Annotated in this window: 26 protein-coding genes; 15 read left to right on the forward strand and 11 right to left on the reverse strand. The window is 64.5% G+C overall.

The window, feature by feature from the left end:
- Window positions 1-14: 14 nt before the first annotated feature.
- From argB to LPW39_RS19010, 10 genes are all read left to right on the forward strand, one after another.
- The gene (gene argB / locus LPW39_RS18965) at window positions 15-908 is read left to right on the forward strand and encodes an acetylglutamate kinase (protein ID WP_116926370.1); all 894 of its coding nucleotides are present in this window, start codon (window positions 15-17) and stop codon (window positions 906-908) included.
- A 200-nt stretch (window positions 909-1,108) separates the two neighbouring features.
- Window positions 1,109-1,789, forward strand: a complete 681-nt coding sequence (gene slmA, locus LPW39_RS18970; protein ID WP_230778691.1) for a nucleoid occlusion factor SlmA — start codon at window positions 1,109-1,111, stop codon at window positions 1,787-1,789.
- Between the two features lie 172 nt (window positions 1,790-1,961).
- Entirely contained in the window at window positions 1,962-2,702 is a 741-nt protein-coding gene (locus tag LPW39_RS18975) for a TetR/AcrR family transcriptional regulator (RefSeq protein ID WP_230778694.1), read from the forward strand.
- A gap of 27 nt (window positions 2,703-2,729) precedes the next feature.
- The gene (locus tag LPW39_RS18980; protein WP_230778695.1) at window positions 2,730-4,532 is read left to right on the forward strand and encodes an acyl-CoA dehydrogenase C-terminal domain-containing protein; all 1,803 of its coding nucleotides are present in this window, start codon (window positions 2,730-2,732) and stop codon (window positions 4,530-4,532) included.
- A gap of 39 nt (window positions 4,533-4,571) precedes the next feature.
- Window positions 4,572-5,021: a DUF2147 domain-containing protein gene (locus tag LPW39_RS18985; protein WP_394680553.1), complete on the forward strand. Its 450-nt coding sequence runs from the start codon at window positions 4,572-4,574 to the stop codon at window positions 5,019-5,021.
- A gap of 68 nt (window positions 5,022-5,089) precedes the next feature.
- Window positions 5,090-7,498, forward strand: a complete 2,409-nt coding sequence (locus tag LPW39_RS18990) for a 3-hydroxyacyl-CoA dehydrogenase/enoyl-CoA hydratase family protein (RefSeq protein WP_230778696.1) — start codon at window positions 5,090-5,092, stop codon at window positions 7,496-7,498.
- 8 nt (window positions 7,499-7,506) lie between these two features.
- On the forward strand, window positions 7,507-7,953 hold the full coding sequence (locus tag LPW39_RS18995; RefSeq protein WP_230778697.1) for an endonuclease domain-containing protein: 447 nt from the start codon (window positions 7,507-7,509) through the stop codon (window positions 7,951-7,953).
- A 5-nt stretch (window positions 7,954-7,958) separates the two neighbouring features.
- On the forward strand, window positions 7,959-9,158 hold the full coding sequence (locus tag LPW39_RS19000; protein WP_133855760.1) for an acetyl-CoA C-acyltransferase: 1,200 nt from the start codon (window positions 7,959-7,961) through the stop codon (window positions 9,156-9,158).
- 164 nt (window positions 9,159-9,322) lie between these two features.
- The gene (locus tag LPW39_RS19005; RefSeq protein WP_230778698.1) at window positions 9,323-10,165 is read left to right on the forward strand and encodes a thioesterase family protein; all 843 of its coding nucleotides are present in this window, start codon (window positions 9,323-9,325) and stop codon (window positions 10,163-10,165) included.
- Window positions 10,166-10,258: 93 nt separating this feature from the next.
- Window positions 10,259-11,041, forward strand: a complete 783-nt coding sequence (locus tag LPW39_RS19010; RefSeq protein WP_230778699.1) for an enoyl-CoA hydratase — start codon at window positions 10,259-10,261, stop codon at window positions 11,039-11,041.
- Between the two features lie 7 nt (window positions 11,042-11,048).
- Here LPW39_RS19010 and LPW39_RS19015 read toward each other — a convergent pair whose 3' ends face one another.
- The 3 genes from LPW39_RS19015 to LPW39_RS19025 are packed head-to-tail and all read right to left on the reverse strand — an operon-like array spanning window position 11,049 to window position 13,356.
- Entirely contained in the window at window positions 11,049-11,861 is an 813-nt protein-coding gene (locus LPW39_RS19015; RefSeq protein ID WP_230778701.1) for a ChbG/HpnK family deacetylase, read from the reverse strand.
- Window positions 11,862-11,866: 5 nt separating this feature from the next.
- Window positions 11,867-12,283, reverse strand: coding sequence for a GtrA family protein (locus LPW39_RS19020; RefSeq protein ID WP_230778770.1), 417 nt, complete (start codon window positions 12,281-12,283; stop codon window positions 11,867-11,869).
- A 5-nt stretch (window positions 12,284-12,288) separates the two neighbouring features.
- Complete coding sequence (locus tag LPW39_RS19025; RefSeq protein WP_230778703.1) at window positions 12,289-13,356, reverse strand: glycosyltransferase family 2 protein; 1,068 nt, start codon at window positions 13,354-13,356, stop codon at window positions 12,289-12,291.
- A 153-nt stretch (window positions 13,357-13,509) separates the two neighbouring features.
- On the opposite strand from LPW39_RS19025, the gene LPW39_RS19030 reads away from it, so the two are divergent.
- Both LPW39_RS19030 and LPW39_RS19035 read left to right on the forward strand, forming a co-directional pair.
- Entirely contained in the window at window positions 13,510-13,971 is a 462-nt protein-coding gene (locus LPW39_RS19030; protein WP_230778773.1) for a thioesterase family protein, read from the forward strand.
- Between the two features lie 171 nt (window positions 13,972-14,142).
- Window positions 14,143-14,763 carry a bactofilin family protein gene (locus LPW39_RS19035; protein ID WP_230778706.1) on the forward strand — a complete coding sequence of 207 codons (621 nt, stop codon included), beginning with the start codon at window positions 14,143-14,145 and terminating at the stop codon, window positions 14,761-14,763.
- Window positions 14,764-14,862: 99 nt separating this feature from the next.
- Here the strand turns inward: LPW39_RS19035 and LPW39_RS19040 are convergent, their stop codons facing one another.
- Complete coding sequence (locus LPW39_RS19040; protein WP_133855753.1) at window positions 14,863-15,276, reverse strand: acyl-CoA thioesterase; 414 nt, start codon at window positions 15,274-15,276, stop codon at window positions 14,863-14,865.
- 41 nt (window positions 15,277-15,317) lie between these two features.
- Here LPW39_RS19040 and LPW39_RS19045 point away from each other — a divergent pair, with 41 nt between their 5' ends.
- A complete protein-coding gene (locus tag LPW39_RS19045; protein ID WP_230778708.1) occupies window positions 15,318-17,144 on the forward strand; it encodes an ABCB family ABC transporter ATP-binding protein/permease in 1,827 nt (608 codons plus the stop codon).
- Between the two features lie 13 nt (window positions 17,145-17,157).
- Here LPW39_RS19045 and LPW39_RS19050 read toward each other — a convergent pair whose 3' ends face one another.
- The 3 genes from LPW39_RS19050 to exaC form a co-directional block, all read right to left on the reverse strand.
- Window positions 17,158-17,595: a polyhydroxyalkanoate granule-associated phasin gene (locus LPW39_RS19050; protein ID WP_230778709.1), complete on the reverse strand. Its 438-nt coding sequence runs from the start codon at window positions 17,593-17,595 to the stop codon at window positions 17,158-17,160.
- A gap of 171 nt (window positions 17,596-17,766) precedes the next feature.
- Complete coding sequence (locus LPW39_RS19055; protein ID WP_230778710.1) at window positions 17,767-18,168, reverse strand: DUF779 domain-containing protein; 402 nt, start codon at window positions 18,166-18,168, stop codon at window positions 17,767-17,769.
- A gap of 136 nt (window positions 18,169-18,304) precedes the next feature.
- The gene (gene exaC, locus LPW39_RS19060) at window positions 18,305-19,825 is read right to left on the reverse strand and encodes an acetaldehyde dehydrogenase ExaC (RefSeq protein WP_230778711.1); all 1,521 of its coding nucleotides are present in this window, start codon (window positions 19,823-19,825) and stop codon (window positions 18,305-18,307) included.
- A 296-nt stretch (window positions 19,826-20,121) separates the two neighbouring features.
- On the opposite strand from exaC, the gene LPW39_RS19065 reads away from it, so the two are divergent.
- Both LPW39_RS19065 and LPW39_RS19070 read left to right on the forward strand, forming a co-directional pair.
- Window positions 20,122-22,104: a sigma-54-dependent Fis family transcriptional regulator gene (locus LPW39_RS19065; protein WP_230778712.1), complete on the forward strand. Its 1,983-nt coding sequence runs from the start codon at window positions 20,122-20,124 to the stop codon at window positions 22,102-22,104.
- A 69-nt stretch (window positions 22,105-22,173) separates the two neighbouring features.
- On the forward strand, window positions 22,174-23,019 hold the full coding sequence (locus LPW39_RS19070; RefSeq protein WP_230778714.1) for a creatininase family protein: 846 nt from the start codon (window positions 22,174-22,176) through the stop codon (window positions 23,017-23,019).
- 18 nt (window positions 23,020-23,037) lie between these two features.
- Here LPW39_RS19070 and LPW39_RS19075 read toward each other — a convergent pair whose 3' ends face one another.
- From LPW39_RS19075 to LPW39_RS19090, 4 genes are read right to left on the reverse strand one after another with little or no spacing between them, the layout of a single operon-like run.
- Window positions 23,038-24,006 carry a threonine dehydratase gene (locus tag LPW39_RS19075; RefSeq protein WP_230778717.1) on the reverse strand — a complete coding sequence of 323 codons (969 nt, stop codon included), beginning with the start codon at window positions 24,004-24,006 and terminating at the stop codon, window positions 23,038-23,040.
- 32 nt (window positions 24,007-24,038) lie between these two features.
- Window positions 24,039-24,731: a VOC family protein gene (locus LPW39_RS19080; RefSeq protein ID WP_230778720.1), complete on the reverse strand. Its 693-nt coding sequence runs from the start codon at window positions 24,729-24,731 to the stop codon at window positions 24,039-24,041.
- A complete protein-coding gene (locus tag LPW39_RS19085) occupies window positions 24,728-25,666 on the reverse strand; it encodes a PhzF family phenazine biosynthesis protein (RefSeq protein WP_230778722.1) in 939 nt (312 codons plus the stop codon). Before LPW39_RS19085 ends, LPW39_RS19080 begins: the two co-directional genes overlap by 4 nt.
- A 22-nt stretch (window positions 25,667-25,688) precedes the next feature.
- Window positions 25,689-26,582 (reverse strand): PhzF family phenazine biosynthesis protein, encoded by an 894-nt coding sequence (locus LPW39_RS19090; protein WP_230778724.1) that lies wholly within the window; start codon window positions 26,580-26,582, stop codon window positions 25,689-25,691.
- Window positions 26,583-26,622: the final 40 nt, after the last annotated feature.

Raw genomic sequence — 26,622 nt, forward strand, 5'->3', positions numbered from 1 at the left:
AAAGGCCTGCAACCATGACGACTCCTTCTCTCTCCATTGCCCCGCGCGACAAGGCTGAAATTCTGGCGCAGGCGCTGCCCTACATCCGCAAGTTCCATGGCAAGACCATGGTCATCAAATACGGTGGCAATGCGATGACCGACCCGGAACTGCAGGCTGACTTTGCCGAAGACGTGGTGCTGCTCAAGCTGGTGGGCATCAACCCTGTGGTGGTGCACGGCGGCGGCCCGCAGATCGAGAACGCTTTGAAGCGACTGGGCAAGGAAGGCAAGTTCGTGCAGGGCATGCGCGTGACCGACTCCGAAACCATGGAAGTGGTGGAATGGGTGCTGGCCGGTGAAGTGCAGCAAGACATCGTCGGCCTGATCAACCAGGCCGGCGGCAAGGCCGTGGGCCTGACTGGCCGTGACGGTGGGCTGATCCGCGCCCAGAAGCTCAAGCTCAAGGACAACAAGGACCCATCGGTCGAGCACGATGTGGGCCAGGTCGGCGACATCCTGTCCATCGACCCCAGCGTGGTCAAGGCTCTGCAGGATGACGCCTTCATCCCCGTGGTGAGCCCGATTGGCTTTGGTGAAAACAACGAGAGCTACAACATCAATGCCGACGTGGTGGCCAGCAAGCTGGCTACCGTGCTGCAGGCAGAAAAGCTGATGCTGTTAACCAATATCCCCGGGGTGCTGGACAAGCAAGGCCAGCTGCTGACCGAATTGACCTCACGCCAGATCGATGAACTGATTGAGGATGGCACGATCTCGGGTGGTATGCTGCCTAAATTGGCTGGCGCCATCGATGCCGCCAAGAGCGGTGTCAATGCCGTGCACATTGTCGATGGCCGCGTGCCTCACGCGATGCTGCTCGAAATTCTGACCGACACGGCCTACGGAACAATGATTCGTAGTTATTGATACATTTGATTGCGTAATTGATTTGTGCATCTAGCAATGCACATGATTTTTATCATTTTTCTGCCGTTCTTTTGCAGTAAGATGTTACAGAGGGCCCAAGGTTGCGCTGGCAACCTGTGAGGCGAGTGCCGTACTTTTATCAATAAAAAATACCTGGCGGTGTTGGGAGACTGCGTCGGGTGCTGCCTCATATTCAACGCATGTCTGATCAAGAATCTTCTTTCGCCGCCGACCTCGTCGATGCGCCGCTAGAAGCCGCTAACCCGGCACCTACCCGTAAACGTCCAAAACCCGGAGAGCGTCGAATCCAGATTCTGCAGACGCTGGCAGCCATGCTGGAGCAGCCAGGCGCAGACCGTATCACCACGGCTGCACTGGCCGCGCAAATGTCGATCAGCGAGGCGGCCCTGTACCGCCACTTTGCCAGCAAGGCCCAGATGTACGAAGGGCTGATCGAGTTCATCGAGCAGTCCGTCTACAGCTTGGCTGTGCAGATCACCGGCCGCGATGTGCCCGACCCCGCCAAGACCGTGGAGCAGGGCATTGCCCAGGCCCACCGTGTGGTGGCGATGGTGCTGCAGTTTGGTGAGCGCAACCCCGGCATGGTGCGCGTGATGCTGGGCGACGCCCTGCAATCCGAAAACCCCCGCCTGCAGCAGCGCATGCAGCAGTTCTTCGAGCGCATCGAAACCACCTTGCGCCAATGCCTGCGCGTGGTACCCGGCGCTGACGCCTCGGCCACGCCGACGGTGGATGCCAATGTGCGCTCCAGCGTGCTGATGTCCTTCCTGATTGGCCGCCTGCAGCGCTTTGCGCGCTCTGATTTCCGCCGCCTGCCGACAGAGCAGCTCGACAGCTGCCTGTCCTTGATGGCACACTGACGCCATCCAGCCCCCATCGCAAAAGCTGCTGTGCCTGCCCAGGCCAGCAGCTTTTTTCATGGCTGGAATGGCGGCGTGCAGTGGTTTACCCTTGCTTTGCACTGCAGCCGTTGGCAGCACACTGGGTTTGTGCAAGAATCAAAAAAAGAACGACCGTGCTATTTTTTGATTTATGACCAAATCCCTTGCCTCCACCCCGGGCCCTGCCGAGATCGCCAAGCTGGCCAAAGGCGCCCAAACGCGTGCTGCGATTGTGGACGCCGCCTTGTCGCTGGCTGCGCAAGAGGGGCTCGACGGCCTGTCGCTGGGCATGGTGGCGCTGGCCATGGGCATGAGCAAGTCTGGCGTGTTTGCCCATTTTGGCTCACGCGAGGAGCTGCAGTGCTCGGTGGTGCGCGAATACCACGAGCGCTTTGAACGCGAAATCTTTGTGCCCGCGCTGCAGGTGTCGCGCGGGCTGGCCCGCTTGCTGCACATGGCCACGGGCTGGATGGGCAGCACCGCCCAGCCCAATGACGCCAGCCGCCTCTACGGCAGCCTCTACATCAGCGGCGCGGTAGAGTTTGACGACCGGCCTGGCGATGTGCGCGATGCGCTGTCCGAGTCGGTGCGCATCTGGATGGATGCGATGCGCCGGGCGATTGTGCAGTCGCAGACCGAAGGCCAGCTGCGCAGCGATGTGGCGCCCGACCAGGTGCTGTTCGAGCTGCACGGCGTCATCTTGTCGCTGCACTACGAAACCCGTTTTCTACACGGCCCGCTGGCGCTAAAGCATGCCGCCACCGCGTTGCGTAGCGTATTGCTGCGCTATGCCGTCCACCCCGAGCGCGAGGCTGCCTTGATCGACGCCGCGCTCGCCCCCTGCCTGGCGGCGCAGCCCGATGCGGCTGCGCCCGCTTCCGTTTCTGTTTGACCTCGTCATTTTTCCAAAGGACTTTCCATGCCTCAGTACACCCCACCGCTGCGCGACATGCAGTTCCTCATGCAAGAAGTGCTGGGCCTGCCCGCCCGTTTTGCGCAGCTGCCCGCCTATGCCGACGTCGACACCGGCACCATGGATGCGATCTTGGAAGAGGCTGGCAAGTTCGCGGTCGAAGTGGTGCAGCCGCTCAACCTGTCGGGTGATGCCGAAGGCTGCACGCGCAACCCGGCTGATTCGAGCGTGACGACGCCCAAGGGTTTCAAAGAGGCCTATGCCAAGTATGTGGAAGGCGGATGGGCGGCCTTGTCCTGCGACAGCGCCTATGGCGGCCAGGGCCTGCCCTTTGTGCTGAACCAGTGCCTGTATGAAATGCTCAACAGCGCCAACCAGGCCTGGGCCATGTACCCCGGTCTGTCGCACGGCGCCTATGAGGCGCTCCATGTGTATGGCTCGGACGAGCAGAAAAAGCTCTACCTGCCCAAGCTCACCAGCGGCGAGTGGACCGGCACCATGTGCCTGACCGAGCCCCATTGCGGCACCGACCTGGGTCTGCTGCGCACCAAGGCCGAGCCGCAGGCCGATGGCAGCTACAAGATCACCGGCAACAAGATCTTCATCAGCGCCGGTGAGCACGACATGACCGACAACATCGTGCACCTGGTGCTGGCCCGCCTGCCCGATGCGCCCAAGGGCAGCAAGGGCATCAGCCTGTTCCTGGTACCCAAGTTCCTGGTCAATGCCGATGGCTCACTGGGTGCGCGCAACCCCATCAGCTGCTCGGGCCTGGAGCACAAGATGGGCATCCATGGCAATGCCACTGCGCAGATCGCCATCGATGGCGCCGTGGGTAGCTTGGTCGGACAGCCCAACAAGGGCTTGCAGGCCATGTTTGTGATGATGAATGCCGCCCGCCTGGGCGTTGCCAACCAGTCGCTGGGCCTGATGGCCGTGGCCTACGAGAACGCGCTGGCCTATGCCAAGGACCGGCTGCAGATGCGCAGCCTCTCGGGCACCAAGGCCAAGGACCTGCCGGCCGACCCCATCATCGTGCACCCGGATGTGCGCCGCATGCTGCTGACCGCCAAGGCCTACAGCGAAGGCGGCCGCGCGATGATGATCGCCACCTCGGCGCTGGTCGACGAAGAGCTGAACCACCCTGATGAAGCGGTACGCAAGGCCCATGCCGCGCAGGTGGCCTTGCTCACCCCCATCCTCAAGGCCTTTCTGACCGACAAGGGTTTTGAGGTGACCGTGCTGTGCCAGCAGGTGTTTGGCGGCCATGGCTACATCCACGAAACCGGCATGGAGCAGTTGGTGCGCGATGCGCGCATCAACATGATCTACGAAGGCACCAATGGCATCCAGGCGCTGGACCTGCTGGGCCGCAAGGTGCTGGGCGACCAGGGCGCGGCGCTCAAGGCGCTGGGCAAACTGGTGCAGGGCCTGGTGGAGGAAGAGGGCGTCAATGAGCGCATGGCCGATTTCATCAATCCGCTGGCGCAACTGGCGGGCCAGATGACCGGCATCACCACCGAACTGGGCCTCAAGGCACTGCAGAACCCCGACGAAGTGGGCGCTGCGGCCACCGACTACCTCTGCGTGATGGGCCACCTGGTGATGGGCTACTGGTGGGCGCGCATGGCCCAGACCGCGCTGCGCGCACTGGCCGAAGGCGATGTGGCCGACAAGACCTTCTACGAAGGCAAGCTGCAGACGGCGCGCTTTTACTTTGCGCGCCTGTTCCCCGAGGCGGGCCTGCGTGTGCGCACCATGCGCACCGGCAGCAAGCTCCTGATGAACACCGACGCTGCGCTGGCTTGACAGCTGCAGTACTGCCGAAAAACACCGAAGGAGACCCTGATGCAAACCTTGCTGAAACCTGTGCTGATGGTGGCTGGCAGCTTGGCGGTGGCGCTGCCAGCGCTGGCTGCGGACATGTCGCCGGTGGGCCTGTGGCGCACCTTTGACGAGAAAAGCGGTGAGCCCAAGTCCGAGGTGCGCATCAGCGACAGCGGCGGGGTGCTCAGCGGCAAGGTGGAAAAGCTGCTGCGCAAGGGCGCGGATCCGCAGGCCGTCTGCGACCGCTGCACCGATGACCGCAAGGGCCAGCCGCTGGTCGGGCTGGAGATCATCCGGGGTGCCAAGCAGGCACAAGGCAAGGCGGTTTGGGAAGACGGCAAGATCCTCGACCCCGAAAACGGCAGCACCTACAGCCTGAAGCTCACGCCTGCCGACAACGGCAACAAGTTGGATGTGCGCGGATCGATCGGCCCCTTTGGCCGCACGCAGACCTGGTCGCGCGTCGAATAGGTTTTGACTGAAACTGGCTGCCAGCCTGCAATTGACAAGCGCTGGCGGCTCTCAAAAGTGGAGTAACCATGTCCCGATTTGTGGTGAAAAAAGTGGCGGTGCTCGGCGCCGGGGTGATGGGGGCGCAGATTGCGGCCCACCTCGTCAATGTGCGCGTGCCCGTGGTGCTGTTTGACCTGCCGGCCAAGGAAGGCCCCAAAAGCGCGATTGCCCAGAAGGCGATTGCCAATCTGAAAAAGCTCAAGCCCTCGCCGCTCGGTGTGGCGGCAGAAGCCGATCTGATCACGCCCGCCAACTACGAAGAACACCTGGCGCAGCTCAAGGACTGCGACCTGGTGATCGAGGCGATTGCCGAGCGCATGGACTGGAAGCGCGACCTCTACCACCAGATCGCGCCCTTTGTCGCGCCCCATGCGATCCTGGCCTCCAACACCTCGGGCCTGTCGATCACGGCGCTGTCCGAGGCGCTGCCCGAACAGCTGCGCCACCGCTTCTGCGGCATCCACTTCTTCAACCCCCCGCGCTATATGCAGCTGGTGGAGCTGATCCCGACCGCAGTGACCGAGCCCCAGGTGCTCGACCAGCTCGAGAGCTTTGCCACCAGCCAGCTGGGCAAGGGCGTGGTGCGCGCCAAGGACACGCCCAACTTCGTCGCCAACCGTGTCGGCGTGGCGGGCATGCTGTCCACCATGGCCGAGGCCGAGCGCTTTGGCCTGAGCTACGACGTGGTGGACGACCTGACCGGCAAGAAGCTCGGCCGCGCCAGTTCGGGCACCTTCCGCACTGCCGATGTGGTGGGCCTGGATACTTTGGCCCATGTCATCGCGACCATGCAGACCCAGCTGACGGCGCAGAGCGACTCGTTCTATGGCAGCTACACCACGCCAGCAGTGCTGACCAAGCTGATCGCCGATGGCGCGCTGGGCCAGAAGACCAAGGCGGGTTTTTACCGCAAGACCAAGCTGGGCATCGAGCGCTTTGACCCTGAGCACCAGGCCTATGTGCCCTCGGGTGAAAAGGGCAATGACGTCTACACCCGCATGCTGAAAAAGCCCGCCGGCGAGCGCCTGCAGCTGCTGCGCAACAGCGAGGGTGCGCAAGGCCAGTTCCTCTGGGCCATCTTGCGCAACAGCTTCCACTACGCCGCCGTGCACCTGAAAGACATTGCCGACAATGCCCGCGATGTGGATCTGGCCATGCGCTGGGGCTTTGGCATGCAGCAAGGCCCGTTCGAGCTGTGGCAAGAAGCCGGCTGGCTGCAGGTGGCCAAGATGGTGCAGGAAGACATTGACGCCGGCAAGGCGCTCAGCACCGAGCCGCTGCCGCAATGGGTGTTTGAAGGCCCGGTCGCAGAGGCGGGCGGTGTGCACACCGCGCAGGGCTCCTGGAGCGCGGCCGAGAACCGATTTGTGCCGCGCCGCGATCTGCCGGTGTATGCGCGCCAGCTCTTCCCCGAGCGCGTGCTGGGTGAGGCCAGCGAACCCGCGCAGGACTGGCGCACGGCAGGCCGCACCTTGGCCGAGAGCAAGGCCTCGCGCAGCTGGACCCTGGATGACCAGGTGCTGGTCTTCAGCATCAAGACCAAGATGCATGCCATCAGCCCCGATGTGATGGAAGACCTGCAGGCCGCGCTGGCGTTGGCCGAGAAGGATTTTGACGCGATGGTCGTCTGGTCGGGCGATGCACCGTTCAGCGTGGGTGCCGACCTGCAGGCGATGATGCCGGCCTTTGCGCTGCAAGGCCCGATGGCCATCGACCAGATCGAGCAGGTGATGCAGCAGCTCTTCCTGTCGGTGCGCTATGCGCAGATCCCCGTGGTGGGCGCTGTGCATGGCATGGCGCTGGGCGGCGGCTGCGAGCTGCTGCTGCACTGCGCACGCCGCGTGGCGCATATGGAAAGCTATATTGGCCTGGTCGAAATGGGCGTGGGCCTGGTGCCCGGCGCCGGCGGGCTCACCAATGTGGCCTACCAGGCGGCGCGCCATGCGCAGTATTCCACCGGCACGGATCTGCTGCCCTTCCTGGCCAACGGCTTTACCGCTGCAGCCAAGGCCACCGTCGGCACCAGCGCGCTGGAGTCGCAGGCGATTGGCTACTTGCAGGCCGATGATGTCATCGTGCCGCACCGCGACGAGCTGCTGTTTGTGGCGCTGACGCAGGCCAAGGCCATGGCGCAGTCGGGCTGGCGCCCACCGCAGCGCAAGCCTTTTCCGGTGGCGGGCCGCAGTGGCGCAGCCACCTTGCGCAGCACCCTGGTCAACATGCGCGAAGGCGGCTTCATCAGCGAGCACGACATGCTGATTGCCAGCCACATGGCCGATGTGGTTTGCGGCGGCGATGTGGATGCCGGCACCCTCGTGAACGAGGAATACCTGATGGCGCTGGAGCGCAAGGCCTTTACCGACCTGATCGTGAAGGAAAAAACCCAGGAGCGCATTCTGGGCATGCTGAACACCGGCAAGCCGGTTCGCAACTGAGGCCCAGCATGCAAGACAACGCCCTGCGCTCCAACCCCCTCTCCCGCAAGCGGGAGAGGGCAGGGGTGAGGGCGGATGTCAAAGTGCAGCAAGCCCGCGCCCTGCGCCAATCCCCCACCACCGCAGAACAACTGCTATGGCGCCACCTGCGCAACCGCCAACTGGCGGGCGCCAAGTTTCGCAGGCAGCATCCGCTGGGCCCGTACAACCTGGATTTTGTCTGCCTGGAGCATGGGCTGGAGGTGGAGGTGGATGGCGGGCAGCATGCGGATCTGCAGGCACAAGCCTATGACCAGCAGCGCAGTGCCTGGTTGCAGCAGCAAGGCTTGCGGGTGCTGCGGTTTTGGAACCACGAGGTTGTACAACAAACGAACGAGGTGCTTGCACATGTGCTGCAGGCCCTCACCCCGGCCCTCTCCCGCTTGCGGGAGAGGGAGGTGAATACAAAGGACTAGTGACCATGAGTAAACAAGTTCAAGACGCCTACATCGTTGCGGCGACGCGCACGCCGATTGGCAAGTCGCACAAAGGCTATTTGCGCAATATGCGGCCCGATGATCTGCTGGCCACCACGATGAAGGCCGTGCTGGCGCAGGCGCCGGGGTTGGACCCGCAGGCGATCGAGGATGTGGTCTGCGGCTGCGCGATTCCCGAAGCCCAGCAGGGCCTGAATGTGGCGCGCATCAGCGCGGTGCTGGCAGGGCTGCCGGTGGGGGTGGGCGGGGTGACGGTCAACCGCTTTTGCGCATCGGGCCTGACCGCTTTGCAGATGGCGGCCGACCGCATCCGGGTGGGCGAGGCCGATGTGATGATCGCTGCTGGTGTGGAGAGCATGAGCATGGTGCCCATGATGGGCAACTCTCCTTCGCTGTCGCCATCCATCTTTGAGCGCGAAGGCGATGTAGGCATTGCCTACGGCATGGGCCTGACGGCAGAAAAAGTCGCGCAGCGCTGGAAGGTGAGCCGCGATGCCCAGGATGCCTTTGCACTGCAGTCGCACCAGCGCGCGCTGGCAGCGCAGCAGGCGGGCGATTTTGCCGCCGAGATCACGCCGATCACCGTGACCGACCGGGGTGTGGACATCGCCAAGGGGGAGGCGGTGAGCCGTTCGCGCACCATCAGCCTGGATGAAGGGCCGCGTCCCGACACCTCGATCGAAGGCCTCGCCAAGCTGCGCACCGTGTTTGCGGCGCGCGGCTCGGTCACTGCCGGCAACAGCTCGCAGACCAGCGACGGCGCCGGCGCGCTGCTGGTGGTGAGCGAGGCGGCCCTCAAGCGCTTCAACCTGACGCCGCTGGCGCGCTTTGTCAGCTATGCCAGCAAGGGCGTGCCGCCCGAGATCATGGGCATCGGCCCGATTGAGGCGATCCCGGTCGCGCTGCGCCATGCCGGCCTGTCCTTGCAGGACATGGACTGGATCGAGCTGAACGAGGCCTTTGCCGCGCAGTCGCTGGCCGTCATGCAGCAGCTGGGCATGGACCCGGCCAAGGTCAACCCCATGGGCGGCGCGATTGCGCTGGGCCACCCGCTGGGTGCCACGGGCGCCATCCGTGCCGCCACCGTCGTGCATGCGCTGCAGCGCAACAAGCTCAAGTACGGCATGGTGACCATGTGCGTGGGCATGGGGCAGGGCGCGGCGGGCATTCTGGAGCGCGTCTAAACCTGCGCAGGCCAGGGCATCTGTCGCCCACTAGGCTGCAACAGATGCCGTTGGCTGCTAATGTCGGATGGCAGAAAATGCAACTGCAAGACCGGTCTTGAAAGGCTTGGTGCGGGCACATGGCGTTTTCAGCGGAGTCAAAAATTTCTGCGAAAGATGTCCGAATGAGTGAACTCTCCACCAACAGCGAACGCCATGCCTTTGACCGTGCCATGGCGATGGAAGCAACCGGCCAGAACCAGTACGCGGCGCAGGCCAGCAAGGACTACTGGAATATGGTCGGGCCCTATGGCGGCATCACAGCAGCCCAAGTGGCCCAGGCGGTGTTGCAGCACCCGCAGCGCCTGGGGAATCTGGTGGCGATCACGGTGAACTACGCTGGTGCGGTGGGCGAGCGGCCGTATGTGATCGAAGCCATCCCCGCCCGCACCAACCGCAGCACCCAGCACTGGATCATCACCCTGCGCGAGGAGGATGCGCAGGGCCAGTGGTCCACCACGACCACGGCGACGGCGATGACGGCGCTGGCGCGCGAAACCTGGTCGGACGACGAATACGCGATGCCCGAAGTGCCGCCTGCCAGCGCGGTGGAGCGCTACACCACCGATTTCCGCGTGGAATGGCTGAACCGCTACAACATCCGCCCGCTGCTGGGCGGCTACCCGACGGAATGGGACGGCGCGAGCAGCCCGAGTCTCACCCGCATGTGGGTGAGCGACGAGCCTCCGCGCCCGCTGGATGTGCCGGCGCTGACCTCGCTGTGCGATGTGTTCTTTCCCCGCATCTGGCTGCGCCGCGCCAAGCGCGTGCCGGTGGGCACCGTGTCTTTGACGGTCTATGTGCATGCCAGTGCCGAGCAATTGGCTGCAGTCGGTACCCAGCCGGTGCTGGCCCAGGCCCAGGGCCAGGGCTTTCGCGATGGTTTTTTTGACCAGACCGCGCAGATCTGGTCGCCCCAAGGCGTTTTGCTGGCCACCAGCCACCAGCTGGTCTACTACAAGGAATAAAGCGTGCCAAATCCGGTTAGCATGCCAGCGTCTTGGGTGTGCGCCCTGGCAGTGGCCCAGGCCCGGCACCGACCCCTTTTTTGAGAGACTGTTATGACGATCCAATCCTCCTGCGACGACATCCGGGTGCTGGCCGAAGCGGGCATCTGCACCATCACCTTCAACCGGGTGGCCAAGAAGAACTCGCTGACCGGCGCCATGTACCTGGCGCTGGCGGACATCCTGCAGCAGGCCGCCAGCAGCACCGATGTGCGTGTGGTGCTGTTCCAGGGCGATGCCTCGGTGTTCACCGCTGGCAACGATCTGGGCGACTTCCTCCACGGCCCCAAGCCCGATGACAACGCGCCGCCATTCCAGTTCCTGCAGGCGCTGGCCGCCTTCCCCAAGCCCATCGTCGCAGCCGTCTGCGGCCCGGCCGTGGGCATTGGCACGACGATGCTGCTGCACTGCGACCTGGTCTATGCCGGTGACAACGCGATGTTCTCGCTGCCCTTCGTCAACCTGGGCTTCTGCCCCGAAGGCGCATCCAGCCTGCTGCTGCCGCAGCTGATGGGCCACCAGCGCGCCTGCGAGGCCTTGCTGCTGGGCGACCCCTTCATGGCTGAGGCGGCACTGGAGGTGGGCCTGGTCAACCGCGTGGTGCCACCGACCGAATGCAACACCATCGCCCAGGCGCAAGCCGCCAAGCTGGCCGCCAAGCCGCTGGCCTCGCTGATGGCCAGCAAGCGCCTGCTCAAGAGCGGCCAGATGGCAGCCGTTCAATCCCGCATCGCCGAAGAAGGCCGTGTGTTTGCCGATCTGCTGCAGCAGCCCGCTGCCAAGGAGGCAATGCAGGCCTTTATGGAAAAGCGCAAGCCCAACTTCAGCGGTCTGTAATCGCTGCTCAGGCTGCCTTGGCAGGCGCCAGCTTGCCAATGCGGCAGCCCTGCGCTGCCAGCAGCGCACCAAACTCTGGCGAGCGCAAATAGGCCCATTCCACCGGCCGCTGCTGGCCAATGGCGTCCTCCGGCATCGGCGTTTGTGCCGGGTGGCACATCAACAGGCTGCCGTCCTGGCATTCAGCCAGCCATTGCGCCATCAGGTTGCCATAGGCGGCTTCCGTCGGCGCATCAAAACCATAGACCCCCGCAAAGCCTTGGTTGGTGGCCCAGTGCTGGCGCTGCAGCTGGTGGCTGAGGCGGTAGCCGCCCAGGAGCGCAATCGTGGCCGATTTGGCCTGCCAGCGCAAAGCGCCTGCGGGGGCTGTGGAGCGGATCCAGATCTGCCGGGCCGATGCGCCATAGCGGGCGCTGAGTTCGGCCAGCATCGCTTTGCGCACGCCGGGCAGCTGGTGCACATGCTGGTGGCCATCCACATAGACGGGCGGCATGCCCAGCGCATCCTCAAAGGCATCGAGCTGGCGGCGCCAGGCATCGCGCAGCGCAGCGGCAGACAGCCGGGCGGTGTAGGCCTGGCTGAGAATGCGCGTGATGGGGGTATCGGGCGCCACGCCATGGCCTTCGGTCAGGTTGAAATGCATGCCCAGGTCCAATTGGTCGCGCACCGCAGGCAAGGCCCGCGCCGCGTTGCGCCAGCCCGGGGCCGTGGTCATGCAGCTGGTGGCAGACAGGCGGCCCAGCGCCGCCAGCTCCAGCACGGCGGCATCAACGGCCGGGTGCAGCGCAAAATCATCGGCGCAGAGGGTGATGTTCTTCATGGTGCTCAGTGCGGCGCAGCATGGGCAAAGGCCCAGCACTTGGCTGCGACAAAGGTGAATACCGCTACGACCACCAGCACCGCGACCAGGCTCCAGGCATAGTGCCAGTGCAGCTGGTGCAGGGCCAGGTAGTACAGCAGTTCATTGAGGGCGAAGGAGCTGCAGGCGACCAGAAAGAAGCGCGGCAGCGCCTGGGCATGCGGCGCCTTTTTATCGGCAAAGGTCAGCCAGGCGTGGCCGCTGTAGCTGACCACGAAGGCGACCAGAAAGGCCAGCACATTGGCCAGCAGCGGCGCCATGCCCGCACCGCCTACCAGGAGCAGCACCACCAGCAGATGCGTGGCTGCCGCCGAGCCACCCACGGCAATGAACTGCAGGCCTTGCGGCAGTCTGCGCAGGCGCTCGGCCAAGGCAGCGATCAGCAAGTTCAGGACTCCGGCGGCATCGGCGCGACCGGTGCCGGCGCCGTGGCGGATGCGGGCACCAGTGGGGGCGCAGCGGGCTCGCTGCTCACGGGGCTGCGGTCGTCGTTGTTCGCCACGATGTACAAAGGCCGGCGCTTGACCTCGTCATAAATGCGGCCGATGTACTCGCCCAGCATGCCGATGGACATCAGCTGCACGCCGGAGAACAGCATCAGGCCGGCGGCCAGGGTCGGCCAGCCGTCGATGGGGTTGTCCAGCACGATGGTTTCGATGGTGATGTAGATGCCATAGATGATGGCCATCACCGAGATGCAAAAGCCCACCAGGCTCCAGATGCGCAGCGGCAAGGTGGTGAACGAGGTCAGCCCCTGGAAGGCCAGCGCAAACAGCCGGTGAAAATTGAAGCTGGACTGGCCGCTGCGCCGGCTATCGGGCACAAAGGGCAGGGCCACGCTCTTGAAGCCGACCCAGGCGTACAGGCCCTTCATGAAGCGGTTGCGTTCGGGCAGCTGGCGCAGCGCATCGACCACCTTGCGGTCCATCAGCCGGAAATCGCCTGCGTTCTCGGGGATATGCACAGCGTTGTCGCGGTTCATCAGGTAGTAGAACAGCCAGGTGCCCCAGCGCTTGGCCTTGGCCTCGCCAGCGCGGTCGGCAATCACGCCGTAGACCATGTCATAGCCGCTCTGCCAGAGCTGCACCATCTCGGCAATCAGGGGCAGGGGGTGCTGAAAATCCGCATCGATCAACAGCACGGCATTGCCGCGCGCATAGTCGAGTCCGGCGGTCATCGCCGCTTCCTTGCCAAAATTGCGCGCCAGCTGGATGTAGTGCAGCGGCAGCTGCTGGCCCAGGCGCTGGGCCACCTCGTCGGTCGCATCCTTGCTGCCGTCGTTGACCAGCACGATCTCGCAATCGACCGAGAGCGCGCGCACCGTCTCGTACAAGGCGGGCAGAAAGGCTTCCAGGTTGCTGGCTTCGTTATAGGCGGGCACCACGCAGCTCAGGCGCAAGGGCGGCCGAGGCGCCGTGCGGGCGGTGGGCGGAGCGGGGGGCAGGGTGTCAGGCATAGATGTGCTGTATTTGCGCGCAGTCTAGCGCATGGCGCAGCGGCATCCCAGCAGAATCTGCGATTGCCGTGCCGGGCGCTTGACTGCATACTGCGATGGATGAGCACCGCCACCTTGCCTACGCCGCACCTTGAAGCACCAGCCTATGTCTCTATGCAGGGTCTGGATAACGCCTATGTTGAAGGCCTGCGCGATATCTTTGAGGAGCGCATCGTCTTCAACAAGCTGCTGGGGCTCAAGCTCCAGGCGGTGCAGGATGACGCGGTCTGGGCCAGCCTGGAGATGCGCAACGAGCTGATCGGCCACTTTGGCCTGCAGCGCGTGCATGGCGGCGTCATCAGTGCCAGTCTGGATGCGCTGGGCGGCATCGCGGTGATGGCGGCCTCTGGCGCCAAACATGTGGGCGAGCCGGTGATGCAGCGCCTGATGCGTTTTGCCAAACTGGGCACCATTGATTTGCGGGTGGACTACCTGCGTCCCGGCACGCATGGCCCCTTTGCACTGCAGGCCCGGGTGCTGCGGCTGGGCTCGCGGGTGGCCACCACGCGCTCGGATTTTTGCGACAGCAGCGGCCAGGTGCTGGCCACCGCCACGGCGGCCTACATCGTGTCCTGATGCGGGCTGGGGGACAGGTCGGATGTTGGGAAATGTGAGATTTGTCCGACGTATGAAAGTATTGATAGGAAAGGCCGCCATAGTTGCCTGTTGTTACGACTAGTGTCAAATTTTGTGAACACCCTAGCTATAAATTGAATAGCATGTAGAAGCTTTTCACAAGGAGAACCGATGGCTGTACAAAACCCTTTTTTCGGCGGACGCCGTGACAATGACGCTTCCGCTTCCAAGTTCATGGGAGGCAATGCCTCCAGTTCATCGGGCAGCACCTTGCCCAGCACCGCTGCCGGCTCTGCGAGCTCCGTGCTCGGCGGCAACCTGAGCGGCCACAAGGCCGACGAGTCCAGCAACCCTTCTCCTACCTCTTCCTATACCAGCACCGTGACCCCTGAAACCACTCCCGGCACCGGCAGCAAACTGACGGTCGGCCCCAATATCAAGCTCAAGGGCGTCGAGATCACCGATTGCGACACCTTGGTGGTGGAAGGCACGGTCGAGGCCACGATGGATTCGCGCGTGATCCAGATCGCCGCCGAAGGCGCGTTCCGTGGCTCGGCCGAGATCGACATCGCCGAGATCCATGGCGAATTCGAAGGCAACCTGACCGTGCGCGACAAGCTGGTGATTTTTGGCAGCGGCCGTGTACACGGCAAGATCCGCTACGGCAAGGTCATCATCGAAGAAGGCGGCCAACTGACCGGCGAGATCGAGTGCTCCAACAGCACGCGCAAGCCCCTGGCCACCAGCACCACGGCCACCAAGACGGAAAAGCCGGCCGAGAGCCTGGCCTGATCGCTGAGGCCCCCGGCCTCCCGCTTGTGAAAAAGCCGCTGCAGCGCAGGTTTGCGTTGCAGCGGCTTTGGTGTTTCTGGGCCGGTGGTTTGTGGCCGATCAGACCGGCAGCGGCGGCACCGTGCGGGGATGGCCTTCCTCGTCGATGGCGACATAGGTCAAGGTCGCCTCGGTCACCTTGAAGAACTGGCCTTGCTTGGACAGGCGCTCGGCAAATACCTCGACCTGGACCGTCATCGACGTGGTGCCCACGCGCACCAGCTTGGCGTAGAACGACAGGATGTCGCCGACACGCACTGGCTGCTTGAAGATGAATTCATTGACCGCCACGGTGACAGTGCGGCCGCGCGAGTGGCGCAGCGGCAGCACCGAGCCGCCTAGATCCACCTGCGACATCACCCAGCCGCCAAAGATATCGCCGTTGGCATTGCAGTCAGCAGGCATGGGAACAACGCGCAAAACCAGCTCTTTGTCCTGGGGTAGCTCGTTGGATGCGGTGCGTGGGGTATTCATGGTCACAATGGAGGTCTATAACAAACCCACCATTGTCTCCGATGCGACGTTATGCCGAGGCGCCTGCCGCCACAAGCCCTACCCCTAGTGATGGGAAAACTCTGACCGCTGGCGACGGCCGTACCTTGAAGCGCCTGCTGCCCTATCTCTGGACCTACAAGTGGCGCGTGCTGGCTGCCCTGGTGCTGATGGTGGGGGCCAAGGTCGCCAATGTCGGGGTGCCGGTGCTGCTCAAGCATGTAGTCGATGCGCTCGACATCCGCCCTGGCAACCCGCAGGCCTTGCTGGTGGTGCCGATGGGCCTGCTGCTGGCCTATGGCGGGCTGCGGCTGCTGACCTCGGTGTTTGGCGAGCTGCGCGAGCTGGTGTTCTCCAAGGCCACACAGGGCGCCGCACGTGCGATTGCGCTGCAGACCTTTGAGCATCTGCATGCGATGAGCCTGCGCTTTCATCTGGAACGCCAGACCGGCGGCATGACCCGCGATATCGAGCGCGGCGTCAAAGGCGTTGAGTCGCTCATCTCGTACTCGCTCTACAGCATCGTGCCCACCTTGATCGAGCTGGCGCTGGTGCTGGGCATCCTGGCCGTGCAGTTCGATATCTGGTTCGCCATCATCACCATCGTGGCGCTCACGGTCTACATCACCTTCACCGTCGTGGTCACCCAGTGGCGCACGCACTTTCGGCGGGAGGCCAACCTGATCGACTCCGCGGCGCACAGCAAGGCCATCGACTCGCTGCTGAACTACGAGACGGTGAAGTACTTCAACAACGAGGCCTTTGAGGCCCAGCGCTATGACGGCGATCTGGAAAAGCTGCGCCTCTCACGCCTCAAGAGCCAAAGCAGCCTGAGCCTGCTCAACAGCGGACAGCAGCTAATCATTGCGGTGGCCTTGGTGGCCATGCTTTGGCGCGCCACCCAGGGTGTTGTCGATGGCCGGCTGAGCCTGGGCGATCTGGTGATGATCAACGCCTTCATGATCCAGCTCTACATTCCGCTCAATTTTCTGGGCACCCTGTACCGCGAGATCAAGCAAAGCCTGACCGACCTGGACCGCATGTTTGTGCTGATGGATCAGCAGCGCGAAGTGGCCGATGCCCCGAGCGCCCAACCACTGGCGCTGCAGGCCGAGCCCGAGCTGCGTTTTGACGACGTGCATTTTGCCTACCACCCAGGCCGTCCCATTCTGCAGGGCCTGAGCTTTGTCGTGCCTGCGGGCAAGACCGTTGCCGTGGTGGGCCCCTCGGGCGCCGGCAAATCTACGCTGGCGCGGCTGATCTTCCGCTTCTACGATGTGCAGTCGGGCGCCATCCGCATTGCCGGCCAGGACATCCGCGACCTGACCCAGGACAGCCTGCGCCGCGCCATCGGTATCGTGCCGCAGGACACCGTGCTGTTCAACGACACCGTCGCCTACAACATCGCTTATGGCCGCCCGGGTGCCTCACAAGACGAGATCGTGCAGGCCGCGCAGGCGGCGCGCATCCACGCGATGATTGCCGCCTCGCCCGAAGGCTATGCCACCCGTGTGGGCGAGCGTGGGCTCAAACTGTCAGGCGGTGAAAAGCAGCGCGTGGCCATCGCCCGCACCTTGTTGAAAAACCCGCCCATCCTCATCTTTGACGAGGCGACCTCGGCGCTGGACTCGGCCAACGAACGCGCCATTCAGCAGGAACTGCAAAAGGCCGCGCAGGGCAAGACCACCTTGGTGATCGCCCACCGCCTGTCCACCGTGGTGGATGCGCATGAAATCCTGGTGATGGATGCGGGCCGCATTGTGGAGCGCGGCACCCATGCGCAGCTGCTGGCGCTGGGCGCGCGCTATGCGAGCATGTGGTCACTGCAGCGCAACCAGGCGCAGGATTAAAGCTGGCGCGGGCTTAGCGCTTGGTGCGCGACAGCCGCTTGGCATTGCGCACGGCCTTGGCATGGACGGGTGTCAGGCCGGCATTGAGCACATCGGTCACTGCCTGCACCTGCTGCGTCACCATGCGCGAGGTGGCCTTGCCCACGCCAAAGGCGGCCAGCGGGTTGCTGCTGCTGGCGCTCAGCATCGGGGTGGTGTACATGCTGGCAGCGGTCTGCCAGTAGGAGGTACAGGCTTGCGCCCACATGCCCATCCAGGACTCGTAGAAGGCCGCTACCTTTTCACTGCCCATGCGGTAGAACTCCTGCTGGTCTCGGGCCGATGGACGGGAGCCGGCGAGCATCATCCGGCCCACGCGCTGCGCAACCACCTGAGGGGCAGCCAGGCTGAGCTCCAGGCTTTTATGGGCCAGATTCTGGACCTTGGCTTGGGTTTTGTGTTGGGCGTTCATGGCATCCACAGCGGAGTTGGTACTGGGGAAATTGTAGAAAGGAATGAAGAATGCTGCATTGCAGCAATTTCACCTAGCTGGGCCCATGGTCTTTGTTTAAGTTTTTGATTTATTAAAATAATTTTAACTTTTGCACCAAGATTGTGCGGTAGGTGCGGGGCTTGTCAGGGGCTAGGACGGCGCATTGTTTGCAATGCCCTGCGCATCCTGTTGCGCCAGCGCCGCCAGCTCGGCGTTGCTGAACACCCGCGAGCGGGTATGGAAGGCCTTGCCCTCTGGGCCTTCGAGTGAGAAGGTGCCGCCGCCGTGGGTATCGATCACATCGATGATGAGCTGGGTGTGCTTCCAGTACGCATACTGGGAGGTGCTCATGTAAAACGGGCAGCCGCCGATGTCGCCCAGGTAGACATCGCCCTGGCCAATGGTCAACTCACCCAGCAGGTAGCAGTTGGCTGCACTGTTGTCGCAGCAGCCGCCCGATTGGTGAAACATCAGGCCAGGGCCATGCTTGTCTTTGAGCAGGGCAATCAGCGCTTGCGCGGCCGGGGTGGCCACCACTTTTTCCACAGTCATCGTGCTGTCTCCGGTGATGGCAGGCGAGGCCTTGCCATGCCTGTCGTGATGGGGTGTTGCACAGGCGGCGTGCGTGGCCCCGGCCCCTGCTGCGGCTGCAGTGGGGGCCGGGCACACCGCCCAGCACACGGCTCTATTAGAAGAAGCCCAGCTTGTTTTCGGAGTAGGACACCAACAGATTCTTGGTCTGCTGGTAGTGGTCCAGCATCATCTTGTGGTTCTCACGGCCGATGCCCGATTCCTTGTAACCGCCAAAGGCGGCGTGGGCGGGGTAGTGGTGGTAGCAGTTGGTCCACACGCGGCCCGCCTTGATGGCGCGGCCCATGCGGTAGGCCAGGTTGCCGTTGCGCGTCCAGACGCCAGCGCCCAGGCCGTACAAGGTGTCGTTGGCCAGCTCCAGCGCTTCTTCTTCGGTCTTGAAGGTGGTCACGGCCAGCACCGGGCCGAAGATTTCTTCCTGGAAGATGCGCATCTTGTTGTGGCCCTTGAACACGGTGGGCTGCACGTAGTAGCCGCCGTCCAGATCGCCGCCGAGCTTGGCTTCGGCGCCGCCAATCAGCACCTCGGCGCCTTCCTGGCGGCCCAGGTCCAGGTAGCTGCTGATCTTGATCAGCTGTTCCTTGCTGGCCTGTGCACCCATCATGCTGTCGGTGTCCAGCGGGTTGCCGTGCTTGATGGCGGCAATGCGCTTGAGCACTTTTTCCATGAAGCGGTCATAGATGGATTCATGGATCAGCGCGCGGCTGGGGCAGGTGCAGACCTCGCCCTGGTTGAAGGCGAACAGCACCAAGCCTTCGATGGCCTTGTCGAGGAAGGCATCGTCATGGTCCATCACATCGGCAAAGAACACATTGGGCGACTTGCCACCCAGCTCCAGAGTGGCGGGGATCAGGTTGTTGGCGGCAGCCTGGGCGATGACGCGGCCGGTGCTGGTCGAGCCGGTAAAGGCAATCTTGGCGATGCGCTTGCTGTTGGCCAGCGGCATGCCGGCCTCACGTCCATAGCCGTTGACCACGTTGAGCACGCCAGCGGGCAGCAGGTCTTCGATCAGCTCGATGAGGATCAGCAAGCCGATGGGCGTGGATTCGGCGGGCTTGAGCACCACGCAGTTACCAGCGGCAATGGCGGGGGCCAGCTTCCAGGCGGCCATCAGAATCGGGAAGTTCCAGGGAATGATCTGGCCCACGACGCCCAGAGGCTCATGGTAGTGGTAGGCGACTGTCGTGCTGTCGATCTCGCTGATGCCGCCTTCCTGCGCCCGCAGCGCGCCGGCAAAGTAGCGGAAGTGGTCGGCCGACAGCGGAATGTCGGCATTGAGCGTCTCGCGGATCGCCTTGCCGTTGTCCACGGTTTCGGCATAGGCCAGCAGCTCGGTATTGGCGTCGATGCGGTCGGCAATCTGCAGCAGCACATTCGAGCGCTCGGCGGCTGATTTTTTGCCCCAGGCATCTGCCGCAGCATGGGCGGCATCCAGTGCCAGCTCCACGTCTTCGGCGGTGGAGCGTGCGGCCTGCGTATAGACCTGGCCGTTGATCGGCGAGACCACATCAAAGTACTGGCCCTTGACGGGCGCCTTCCACTGGCCGCCGATGAAGTTGTTGTACTGCTTCTTGTAGCTGATCTTGGCGCCCGATTGGCCGGGAAATACGTATTGCATGGTTTGTCTCCTTGGAAATGGATGTCTCAAGCTGATTCGCGCTGCTGGCAAAGCCGCTGAAGGCACGAGTCACCATGGACATATCAAGATGCATGCCAGCGTGAAAAGCGCGGCAAGCGCTTGATTTGTCTCAGTCTGATAGCGCGCAATGGCAGCCGCTGGAACAGCGCTGGACAGTGCAGGTGTTCCAATCTGGAACAGTCGGACAGCGTCATGGCTATTCGCGGCAACCCAGCACGGCCGCTTTCCTATACTGTCCCCATGGGCCTGCGCAGACAGGCTTGCAAGGAGACAACATGGATCCCCAGATCACCTCCCAGGTGCTGCGTCAGGCACGGGTGCATTTGTTGGCACATGGTGAATGCCCGCCCGGGGCCGTGCAGGCGCGCATTGCCAGCTCCTGGCAGCGCAGCCTGCGCGCAGGGGTGCAACCGGTGGGCCGTGTCTCTGGCGGCGATCCGCTGACGGGGACCGAAATGCGCCAGGTGCTCACCCGCAGTGAAGACCTGCTCGCCATTGCCCGGCCGGTGATGGACTATGTGTTCGAGCAGATCCAGGACAGCCACAGCATGGTCATCCTGGCCAATGCCCAGAGCACCTTGCTGCACACCTTGGGCGATGCACCGTTTCTGAACAAGGCCGAGCGGGTGGCGCTGCGCAGTGGCGCGATCTGGACCGAAGAGGCGCGCGGCACCAATGCGATTGGCACGGCGCTGGTAGAGGCCACGCCGCTGCGCGTGGAGGGCGCCGAGCACTTTCTGGAGGCCAACAGTTTTTTGAGCTGCGCGGCCTCGCCCATCTTCAGCGCCCAGGGCCAACTGCTGGGCGTGCTCGATATCTCCGGTGACCAACGCCTGGCCCAGGCCCATACCCTGGGGCTGGCCACCACTGCTGCCCGCATGATTGAAAACCGCTGGCTGCTGGCGCGCCACCAGCGGGACTGGCGCATGCATTTCCACACCCAGGCCGAAGGGGTGGGCACCGCCGCCGAAGGCATTCTGGCGCTGGCGCCGGATGGCTTGCTGTTGGGCGGCAACCGCGCGGCCATGCAAAGCCTCAAGATCGCCCTCGCCGACTGGGGCCATCTGCACTGGGATGACATCAGCGCCATGCCGTTGCGCGACTGGCTGGCCCGGGGCCACAGCCACACCGAACGCCTGCACTTGGCGGCCCTGCACACCGGCCGCAGCGTGTTTGCGCGCCTGGTGCTGCCCCTGCAAGCCACAGCGGCAGCCGCTACGCCAGCTGTGCTGAGCAGCGATCGCGCTGTCCGTGCGCCGCTGGCGGCGGCGCCTCTGCGGCCTGCGCCCGATGCGCTGGCCCAGCTGGACACGGGCGACCCGACCTGGCGCGCTGCCGCAGAGCGTGGCCGGCGCACCCTGGGCAAGGGCATTGCCTTGCTGGTGCAGGGCGAATCGGGCGTGGGCAAGGAGCTGTTTGCCCGCGCGCTGCACGACAGCAGCGCGCGCCATGCCGGGCCCTTTGTGGCCATCAACTGTGCGGCGATTCCAGAGCATTTGATCGAGGCCGAGCTGTTTGGCTACGAGTCAGGAGCTTTTACCGGTGCCCGACGCGATGGCCAGCTTGGCCGTCTGCGCGAGGCCCAGGGCGGCACCTTGTTCCTCGACGAAATTGGCGATATGCCGCTGGCGCTGCAAACCCGTTTGCTGCGTGTGCTGCAGGAGCGCAGCATCACCCCGCTGGGGGGCGGCAAGGCCCAGCAGCTGGACTTTGCGCTGGTCTGCGCCACCCACCACCAGCTGCGCGAGGCCGTGGCGCAAGGGCGCTTTCGGGCCGATCTGTTCTACCGTATCAATGGCCTGGCCTTGCAGTTGCCCGCGCTGCGCGAGCGCAGCGACCGGGACGCGATCACACGCCGCTTGCTGGACCAGTTCAATCCCGGCCAAGCGGTGCGGCTGCACCCCGACCTGGCCTTTGCGATGGCGCACTACCCCTGGCCCGGCAATCTGCGCGAATACGCCAACGCGCTGCAGACCGCATCGGCGCTGCTGCTGCCCGGTGAAGACAGCATTGGCTGGTCACAGCTCTCCGACGACCTGGCGCAGGAGCTGCTGCGCTACCGCGAAGGCGCGCCGATGGCCGTCGCTGCTTTGGCAGCGCAAGCACAGCCGCCCAGCCTGCCCGCCACCGATCTGAAAACCCTCTCCCACGCTGCCATTGCGCAGATGCTGCAGCAGTGCCGGGGCAATGTGTCGCAGGCGGCCAAGCTGCTGGGCATCAGCCGGCAGACCTTGTACCGCCGACTCAAGGCGGCTTAGGTTGAGCTGCATGGCCTAAGATAGCTGCTGCGCCGGCACATGGTGTGCCGCCTGTTTGTTGGAATGCCCATGCCCGCCTCTGAAAACCCTGCTGTCGCCCCCTGGTCTTCCCGTTTCTGGGCCGATATCAGCACGCGCGAATTTGCCCAGGCGCAGACCAGCGGCCTGGCGGCCAGCACGGTGGCGGTGCTGCCGGTGGGCGCGGTGGAGCAGCATGGCCCGCATTTGCCCGTCTCCGTTGATGCCACCTTGCTGCAAGGCATTGTGGCGGCGGCCATTCCGCTGCTACCGGCCGATGTGCCGGTGCTGGTGCTGCCGGCGCAGAACATTGGCCTCAGCACCGAGCACCTGAACTTTCCCGGCACCCTGAGCCTGCCGCCCAAGCTCATCATCGATCTCTGGACCGCGCTGGGCCAGGCGGTGGCGCGGGCGGGCATCCGCAAGCTGCTGATGTTCAACACCCATGGCGGGCAGGTGGCGGTGATGGATATCGTCGCGCGCGAGCTGCGCATGGCCCATGGCATGCTGGTCTACAGCAGCAGCTGGGGTGGGCTGCCGTTGCCGGCCGAAGTGACGGGCCTGTTCAGCGCCGAGGAGCACCGCTTTGGCATCCATGGCGGCGAGGTGGAAACCTCGATGATGCTGCACCTCGCACCTGCACAGGTGGACATGGCGCTGGCGGGCTGCTTCCATTCCACGTCCCAAGACCGGGCGCGGCACTTTGCGATTGTGGGCAATGGCAAGAGCGCCAAGATGGGGTGGGCGATGGAAGACTACAACCCCTGCGGCGCCGTTGGCAATGCCGCTGGCGCCACGGCAGACAAAGGCCGCGCGGTGGTGGAGGCGGCGGCCCAGCAACTTGCCTTGCTGCTGCAGGAGATCCACCAGCTGGCGTGGACGGTAGCTCCCCGCTGAAGTCTTACACACGCAGAATCAGCCGGCCAGCACCTGGCTGAACACAGCCGCATCCACATTGCCACCCGTCAACGCCAGGCCAATGGTCTGGCCGGCGATCAGCTCACGCTCTTGTAGCGCGGCGGCCAGCGCAGCGGCACCGGCGCCTTCGGCCACATTGTGGGTGTCGGTGAACAAACAGCGCATGGCTTCGCGCACCTCGTCGTCGCTGACCGCTACCAGGTGGTCCAGATGCTGGCGCAGCACGGGCAGGGCCATCGGGTCGGCGCGGCGCACGGCCATGCCGTCGGCAATCTCGGTGCTGACCACTGCCTCGACCACTTCACCGGCGGCGATGGAATCGCGGTAGGTGGTGGCTCCCGTGCTGATCACCCCGACAATGCGCACCGGGTGCTGCAAGGCCAGCTTGGCGGCCACGGCAGCGCAGGCGCCCGAGCCCAGGCCAATCGGCACATAGACGGTCTGCAAATGCGGCACGGCGCGCAAAAACTCCCACCAGTAGGTGCTGACGCCGCTGACCAGGTCCGGGTGGTAGCTGGGCACCATGTGGGCGCCGTGTTGCTCGGCCAGCGCAATCGCATGCTCGCGGGCGGACTGGAAGTCGTCGCCGTGCTCGATCAGCTCGGCGCCCAGCGAGCGCATCGCCATGTTCTTCTCCACCGAGTTGCCATGGGGCACGACGATGGTGCAGCGCACGCCATGGCTGCGCGCGGCCCAGGCGATGCTCTGGCCGTGGTTGCCGCGCGTGGCGCTGATCACCTGGGCGGGCAGGGTGCCGCGCGCGGCCATCTGCGCAAAATAGGCCAGGCCGCCCCGGATCTTGAATGCGCCCACCGGCGTGTGGTTCTCGTGCTTGAGCCAGCACTCGGCCCCCAGGCGTTCGCCCAGCAGCTGCCAGCGGTACTGCGGCGTGGCCTGGAACTCACGGTAGACGATGCGGGAGGCGGCCTCAATCTCGGCGAGGCTGGGAAGGGAGATGGCTTGCATAGGTCAAAAAAGAAGGTGCGTTGAAGAGCGGATCAGAGAGGGCTGCGCAGCTGCACCGGCCCTTTGGGCGTGTGCAAATGCGCGACCAGCGCAGGCGTGCTGGCCTGGGCCAATTGCAAGGCCGGGTTGCCAACCAGACCCAGCGCTTGCAGCGCCGTTTTCAGAGCATCGGCATCGGGGTGCAGCAACTGCAGCTGCTGCAGTGCAACGCCCTTGTCCGCCATGCTGGCTTCGGGGTGCTGCTCTCCCCATTCAATCAAGGTGGGCAGCAGGCCTTGCAGCAGGCGCTGGCCATCGGGCCGCAGCCCAATCTGCCAGGCCAGCAGGCCCCGGGGTGTTTGCCGGCTGGCGGCCTGGGGCGTGCCGACGGCATGGCCCAGTGCGCGTAAGGCCTCGCTGGCCTGCACGATGCCGTTGACGCGCGCGACCCAATGGATCAGCTGCGGGCCCTGGCTGCGCACCTGGGCCTGCAGCGCGCTGTCGTCCATGTCAAACCAGCGGCGGTGGCCGCTGGGTGCCTGGCCTTGTGGGTCGATCGCGATGATCTCCAGGTAGCTGGCCGCAAAGGCCGGGCTGCTGATGCGCAGCAGGCGGTTGTGGGTGCCCATGAAGGCATGCTGGCCGCCTGCATCAGGCGTCACGCCCAAGGTCGCCTCGCACCAGGCCAGGCCTTCTTCCAGGCTGGCCGCCATGACGACGAGGTGGTCCAGTGCGGCTTGGCTCACAGCAGGACCTCGCCCTGGATGCCGGCGGACACATGGCCGCCCACCCAGACCTGGCCGGCGGCATCCTGCGTGATGTTGACGATGCCGCTGCGGTCCAGGTTGATGCCCTGGCTGGCGACATAGGGTGCCTGCAGATGGCCATCGGCCAGCAGCCACTGGGCCAGGCTGGCATTGAGGCTGCCGGTGATCGGGTCTTCGCTGAGGCTGGCGCCGGTGTTGAACCAGACGCGGACCTCGATATCAACCTCAGGCGGGCGGCTGGCCTGGCCCGAGGCGCCGTCAAAGGCACGTGCCTCGCGGCTGGCTCGGCCGATCAGCGTCTTGCCCGCTTGCGGGTACAGCGCGGCCACGGCCAACTCCATGCCCAGGCCATGCAAGGCCGTCAGATCCGGCTGCATCGCGAGGACGGTGTCCGGGTCATCCAGCAGCAGGGCCCAGAACACGGGGCCGTTGTTGAGCTTTTGGCTGGCCAGCACCTGGCCCGCTTGCAGGCCGGCGGCCTGCAGCACCGGGGCCAGTTCTGCATCTGTAATTTCGCTTCGGCTGAGCGGGGGGGCGGCAAAGGCCAGGCGGCCGCTGCGTGCGTCCTGCTGCAAGGGCACCAGCCCCTTGGCACATTCCTGCACCACGCGGCCGGCTTGCTGCGGCTGGCCGCCGGCTGCCAGCCAGGCGTGGCAGCTGCCCAAGGTGGGGTGGCCGGCAAAAGGCAGTTCGCCGCCGGGGGTGAAGATGCGCACCCGGTAGTCCGCACCCTGGGCACGGCCCTCGGGCGTGGGCGGCAGCAAAAAGGTGGTTTCGGACAGGTTGGTCCAGCGGGCAAAGGCCTGCATGGCCTCGTCGCTCAGGCCTTCGCTGTCCAGCACCACGGCCAGCGGGTTGCCACGGTAGGCGGTTTCGGAAAACACATCGACCTGCATAAAGGCGCGTGTACGCATGGGAACTTCCTTTCTTCAGTATTCAGAGAATGACCTGGCCTGTCAGCACGCTGTGCACCTGGCCTTGCGCCCAGACCTGGCCATGCGCATCGATCGTCAGGCGCATGCGGCCTGCGCGGCCGATGGCCGCCCCTTGCTGCACGCAGTAGGGCAAGGCGATATGTCCGGCAGCGCCCAGCCACTGGGCCAGACTGGCATTGAGGCTGCCCGTGGCCGGGTCTTCGGCGATGCCGTGGGCGGTCAAGGTGATGCCGCGCACTTCCAGCACCGGATCTGCCGCCATCGGGCCGCTGCTGGGTGTGTGGATGGCGCAGAGGCCGGCTTTGACGCCCAGCGCCCGCAGCGCCGCCGCATTGGGCTGAGCGCGGGGCAGTACATCGGTGTCACGCACCAGCAAACCCATCCAGCGCGATCCATTGTCCAGCCACTGCGCGGCGACCAGGTCATCGGCCTGCAAGGCCAATGCCGCCATGACCTCTGTCTGCACACTGGCCGGCACCTCGCTGCGCTGCAGTGGCGGTGCGGCAAAGGCCAGGCCTTCCCGGTCGATGTTGCTGGCAGAGGGCGAGCGCTGGATGCTGACCAGGCCCTTGGCGCATTCCTGCACCACCTGTTGTGCCTGGCGCGGCCTGCCACCGGCGTTGAGCCAGGCCTGGCAACTGCCCAGGGTCGGATGGCCGGCAAAGGCCAGCTCGCCTGCCGGGGTGAAGATGCGCAAGCGGTAGTCGGCACCACCAGCGGCCCCCTCGGCCGTGGGCGGCAACACAAAGGTGGTTTCGGACAGATTGGTCCAGCGTGCAAAGTCCAGCATGGCCGCATCGCTGATGCCTTCGCCATCGAGCACCACGGCGAGCGCATTGCCCTGCAGGGCCTGGTCGGCAAATACATCGAGCTGGGCAAAGCGGCGTGGCTGCATGGTGGTCGCGTCTTGGTAGGGAAAATGGAGCAGGGCGCGC

The sequence above is a fragment of the Comamonas koreensis genome (genome assembly GCF_021026195.1).
GTDB lineage: Bacteria > Pseudomonadota > Gammaproteobacteria > Burkholderiales > Burkholderiaceae_C > Comamonas > Comamonas koreensis.

Coding starts and splice junctions, on each gene's coding strand:
- argB (WP_116926370.1), top strand. CDS start 15: ATGACGACTCCTTCTCTCTCCATTGCCCCGCGCGACAAGGCTGAAATT.
- slmA (WP_230778691.1), top strand. CDS start 1,109: ATGTCTGATCAAGAATCTTCTTTCGCCGCCGACCTCGTCGATGCGCCG.
- LPW39_RS18975 (WP_230778694.1), top strand. CDS start 1,962: ATGACCAAATCCCTTGCCTCCACCCCGGGCCCTGCCGAGATCGCCAAG.
- LPW39_RS18980 (WP_230778695.1), top strand. CDS start 2,730: ATGCCTCAGTACACCCCACCGCTGCGCGACATGCAGTTCCTCATGCAA.
- LPW39_RS18985 (WP_394680553.1), top strand. CDS start 4,572: ATGCAAACCTTGCTGAAACCTGTGCTGATGGTGGCTGGCAGCTTGGCG.
- LPW39_RS18990 (WP_230778696.1), top strand. CDS start 5,090: ATGTCCCGATTTGTGGTGAAAAAAGTGGCGGTGCTCGGCGCCGGGGTG.
- LPW39_RS18995 (WP_230778697.1), top strand. CDS start 7,507: ATGCAAGACAACGCCCTGCGCTCCAACCCCCTCTCCCGCAAGCGGGAG.
- LPW39_RS19000 (WP_133855760.1), top strand. CDS start 7,959: ATGAGTAAACAAGTTCAAGACGCCTACATCGTTGCGGCGACGCGCACG.
- LPW39_RS19005 (WP_230778698.1), top strand. CDS start 9,323: ATGAGTGAACTCTCCACCAACAGCGAACGCCATGCCTTTGACCGTGCC.
- LPW39_RS19010 (WP_230778699.1), top strand. CDS start 10,259: ATGACGATCCAATCCTCCTGCGACGACATCCGGGTGCTGGCCGAAGCG.
- LPW39_RS19015 (WP_230778701.1), bottom strand. CDS start 11,861: ATGAAGAACATCACCCTCTGCGCCGATGATTTTGCGCTGCACCCGGCC.
- LPW39_RS19025 (WP_230778703.1), bottom strand. CDS start 13,356: ATGCCTGACACCCTGCCCCCCGCTCCGCCCACCGCCCGCACGGCGCCT.
- LPW39_RS19030 (WP_230778773.1), top strand. CDS start 13,510: ATGCAGGGTCTGGATAACGCCTATGTTGAAGGCCTGCGCGATATCTTT.
- LPW39_RS19035 (WP_230778706.1), top strand. CDS start 14,143: ATGGCTGTACAAAACCCTTTTTTCGGCGGACGCCGTGACAATGACGCT.
- LPW39_RS19040 (WP_133855753.1), bottom strand. CDS start 15,276: ATGAATACCCCACGCACCGCATCCAACGAGCTACCCCAGGACAAAGAG.
- LPW39_RS19045 (WP_230778708.1), top strand. CDS start 15,318: ATGCGACGTTATGCCGAGGCGCCTGCCGCCACAAGCCCTACCCCTAGT.
- LPW39_RS19050 (WP_230778709.1), bottom strand. CDS start 17,595: ATGAACGCCCAACACAAAACCCAAGCCAAGGTCCAGAATCTGGCCCAT.
- LPW39_RS19055 (WP_230778710.1), bottom strand. CDS start 18,168: ATGACTGTGGAAAAAGTGGTGGCCACCCCGGCCGCGCAAGCGCTGATT.
- exaC (WP_230778711.1), bottom strand. CDS start 19,825: ATGCAATACGTATTTCCCGGCCAATCGGGCGCCAAGATCAGCTACAAG.
- LPW39_RS19065 (WP_230778712.1), top strand. CDS start 20,122: ATGGATCCCCAGATCACCTCCCAGGTGCTGCGTCAGGCACGGGTGCAT.
- LPW39_RS19070 (WP_230778714.1), top strand. CDS start 22,174: ATGCCCGCCTCTGAAAACCCTGCTGTCGCCCCCTGGTCTTCCCGTTTC.
- LPW39_RS19075 (WP_230778717.1), bottom strand. CDS start 24,006: ATGCAAGCCATCTCCCTTCCCAGCCTCGCCGAGATTGAGGCCGCCTCC.
- LPW39_RS19085 (WP_230778722.1), bottom strand. CDS start 25,666: ATGCGTACACGCGCCTTTATGCAGGTCGATGTGTTTTCCGAAACCGCC.
- LPW39_RS19090 (WP_230778724.1), bottom strand. CDS start 26,582: ATGCAGCCACGCCGCTTTGCCCAGCTCGATGTATTTGCCGACCAGGCC.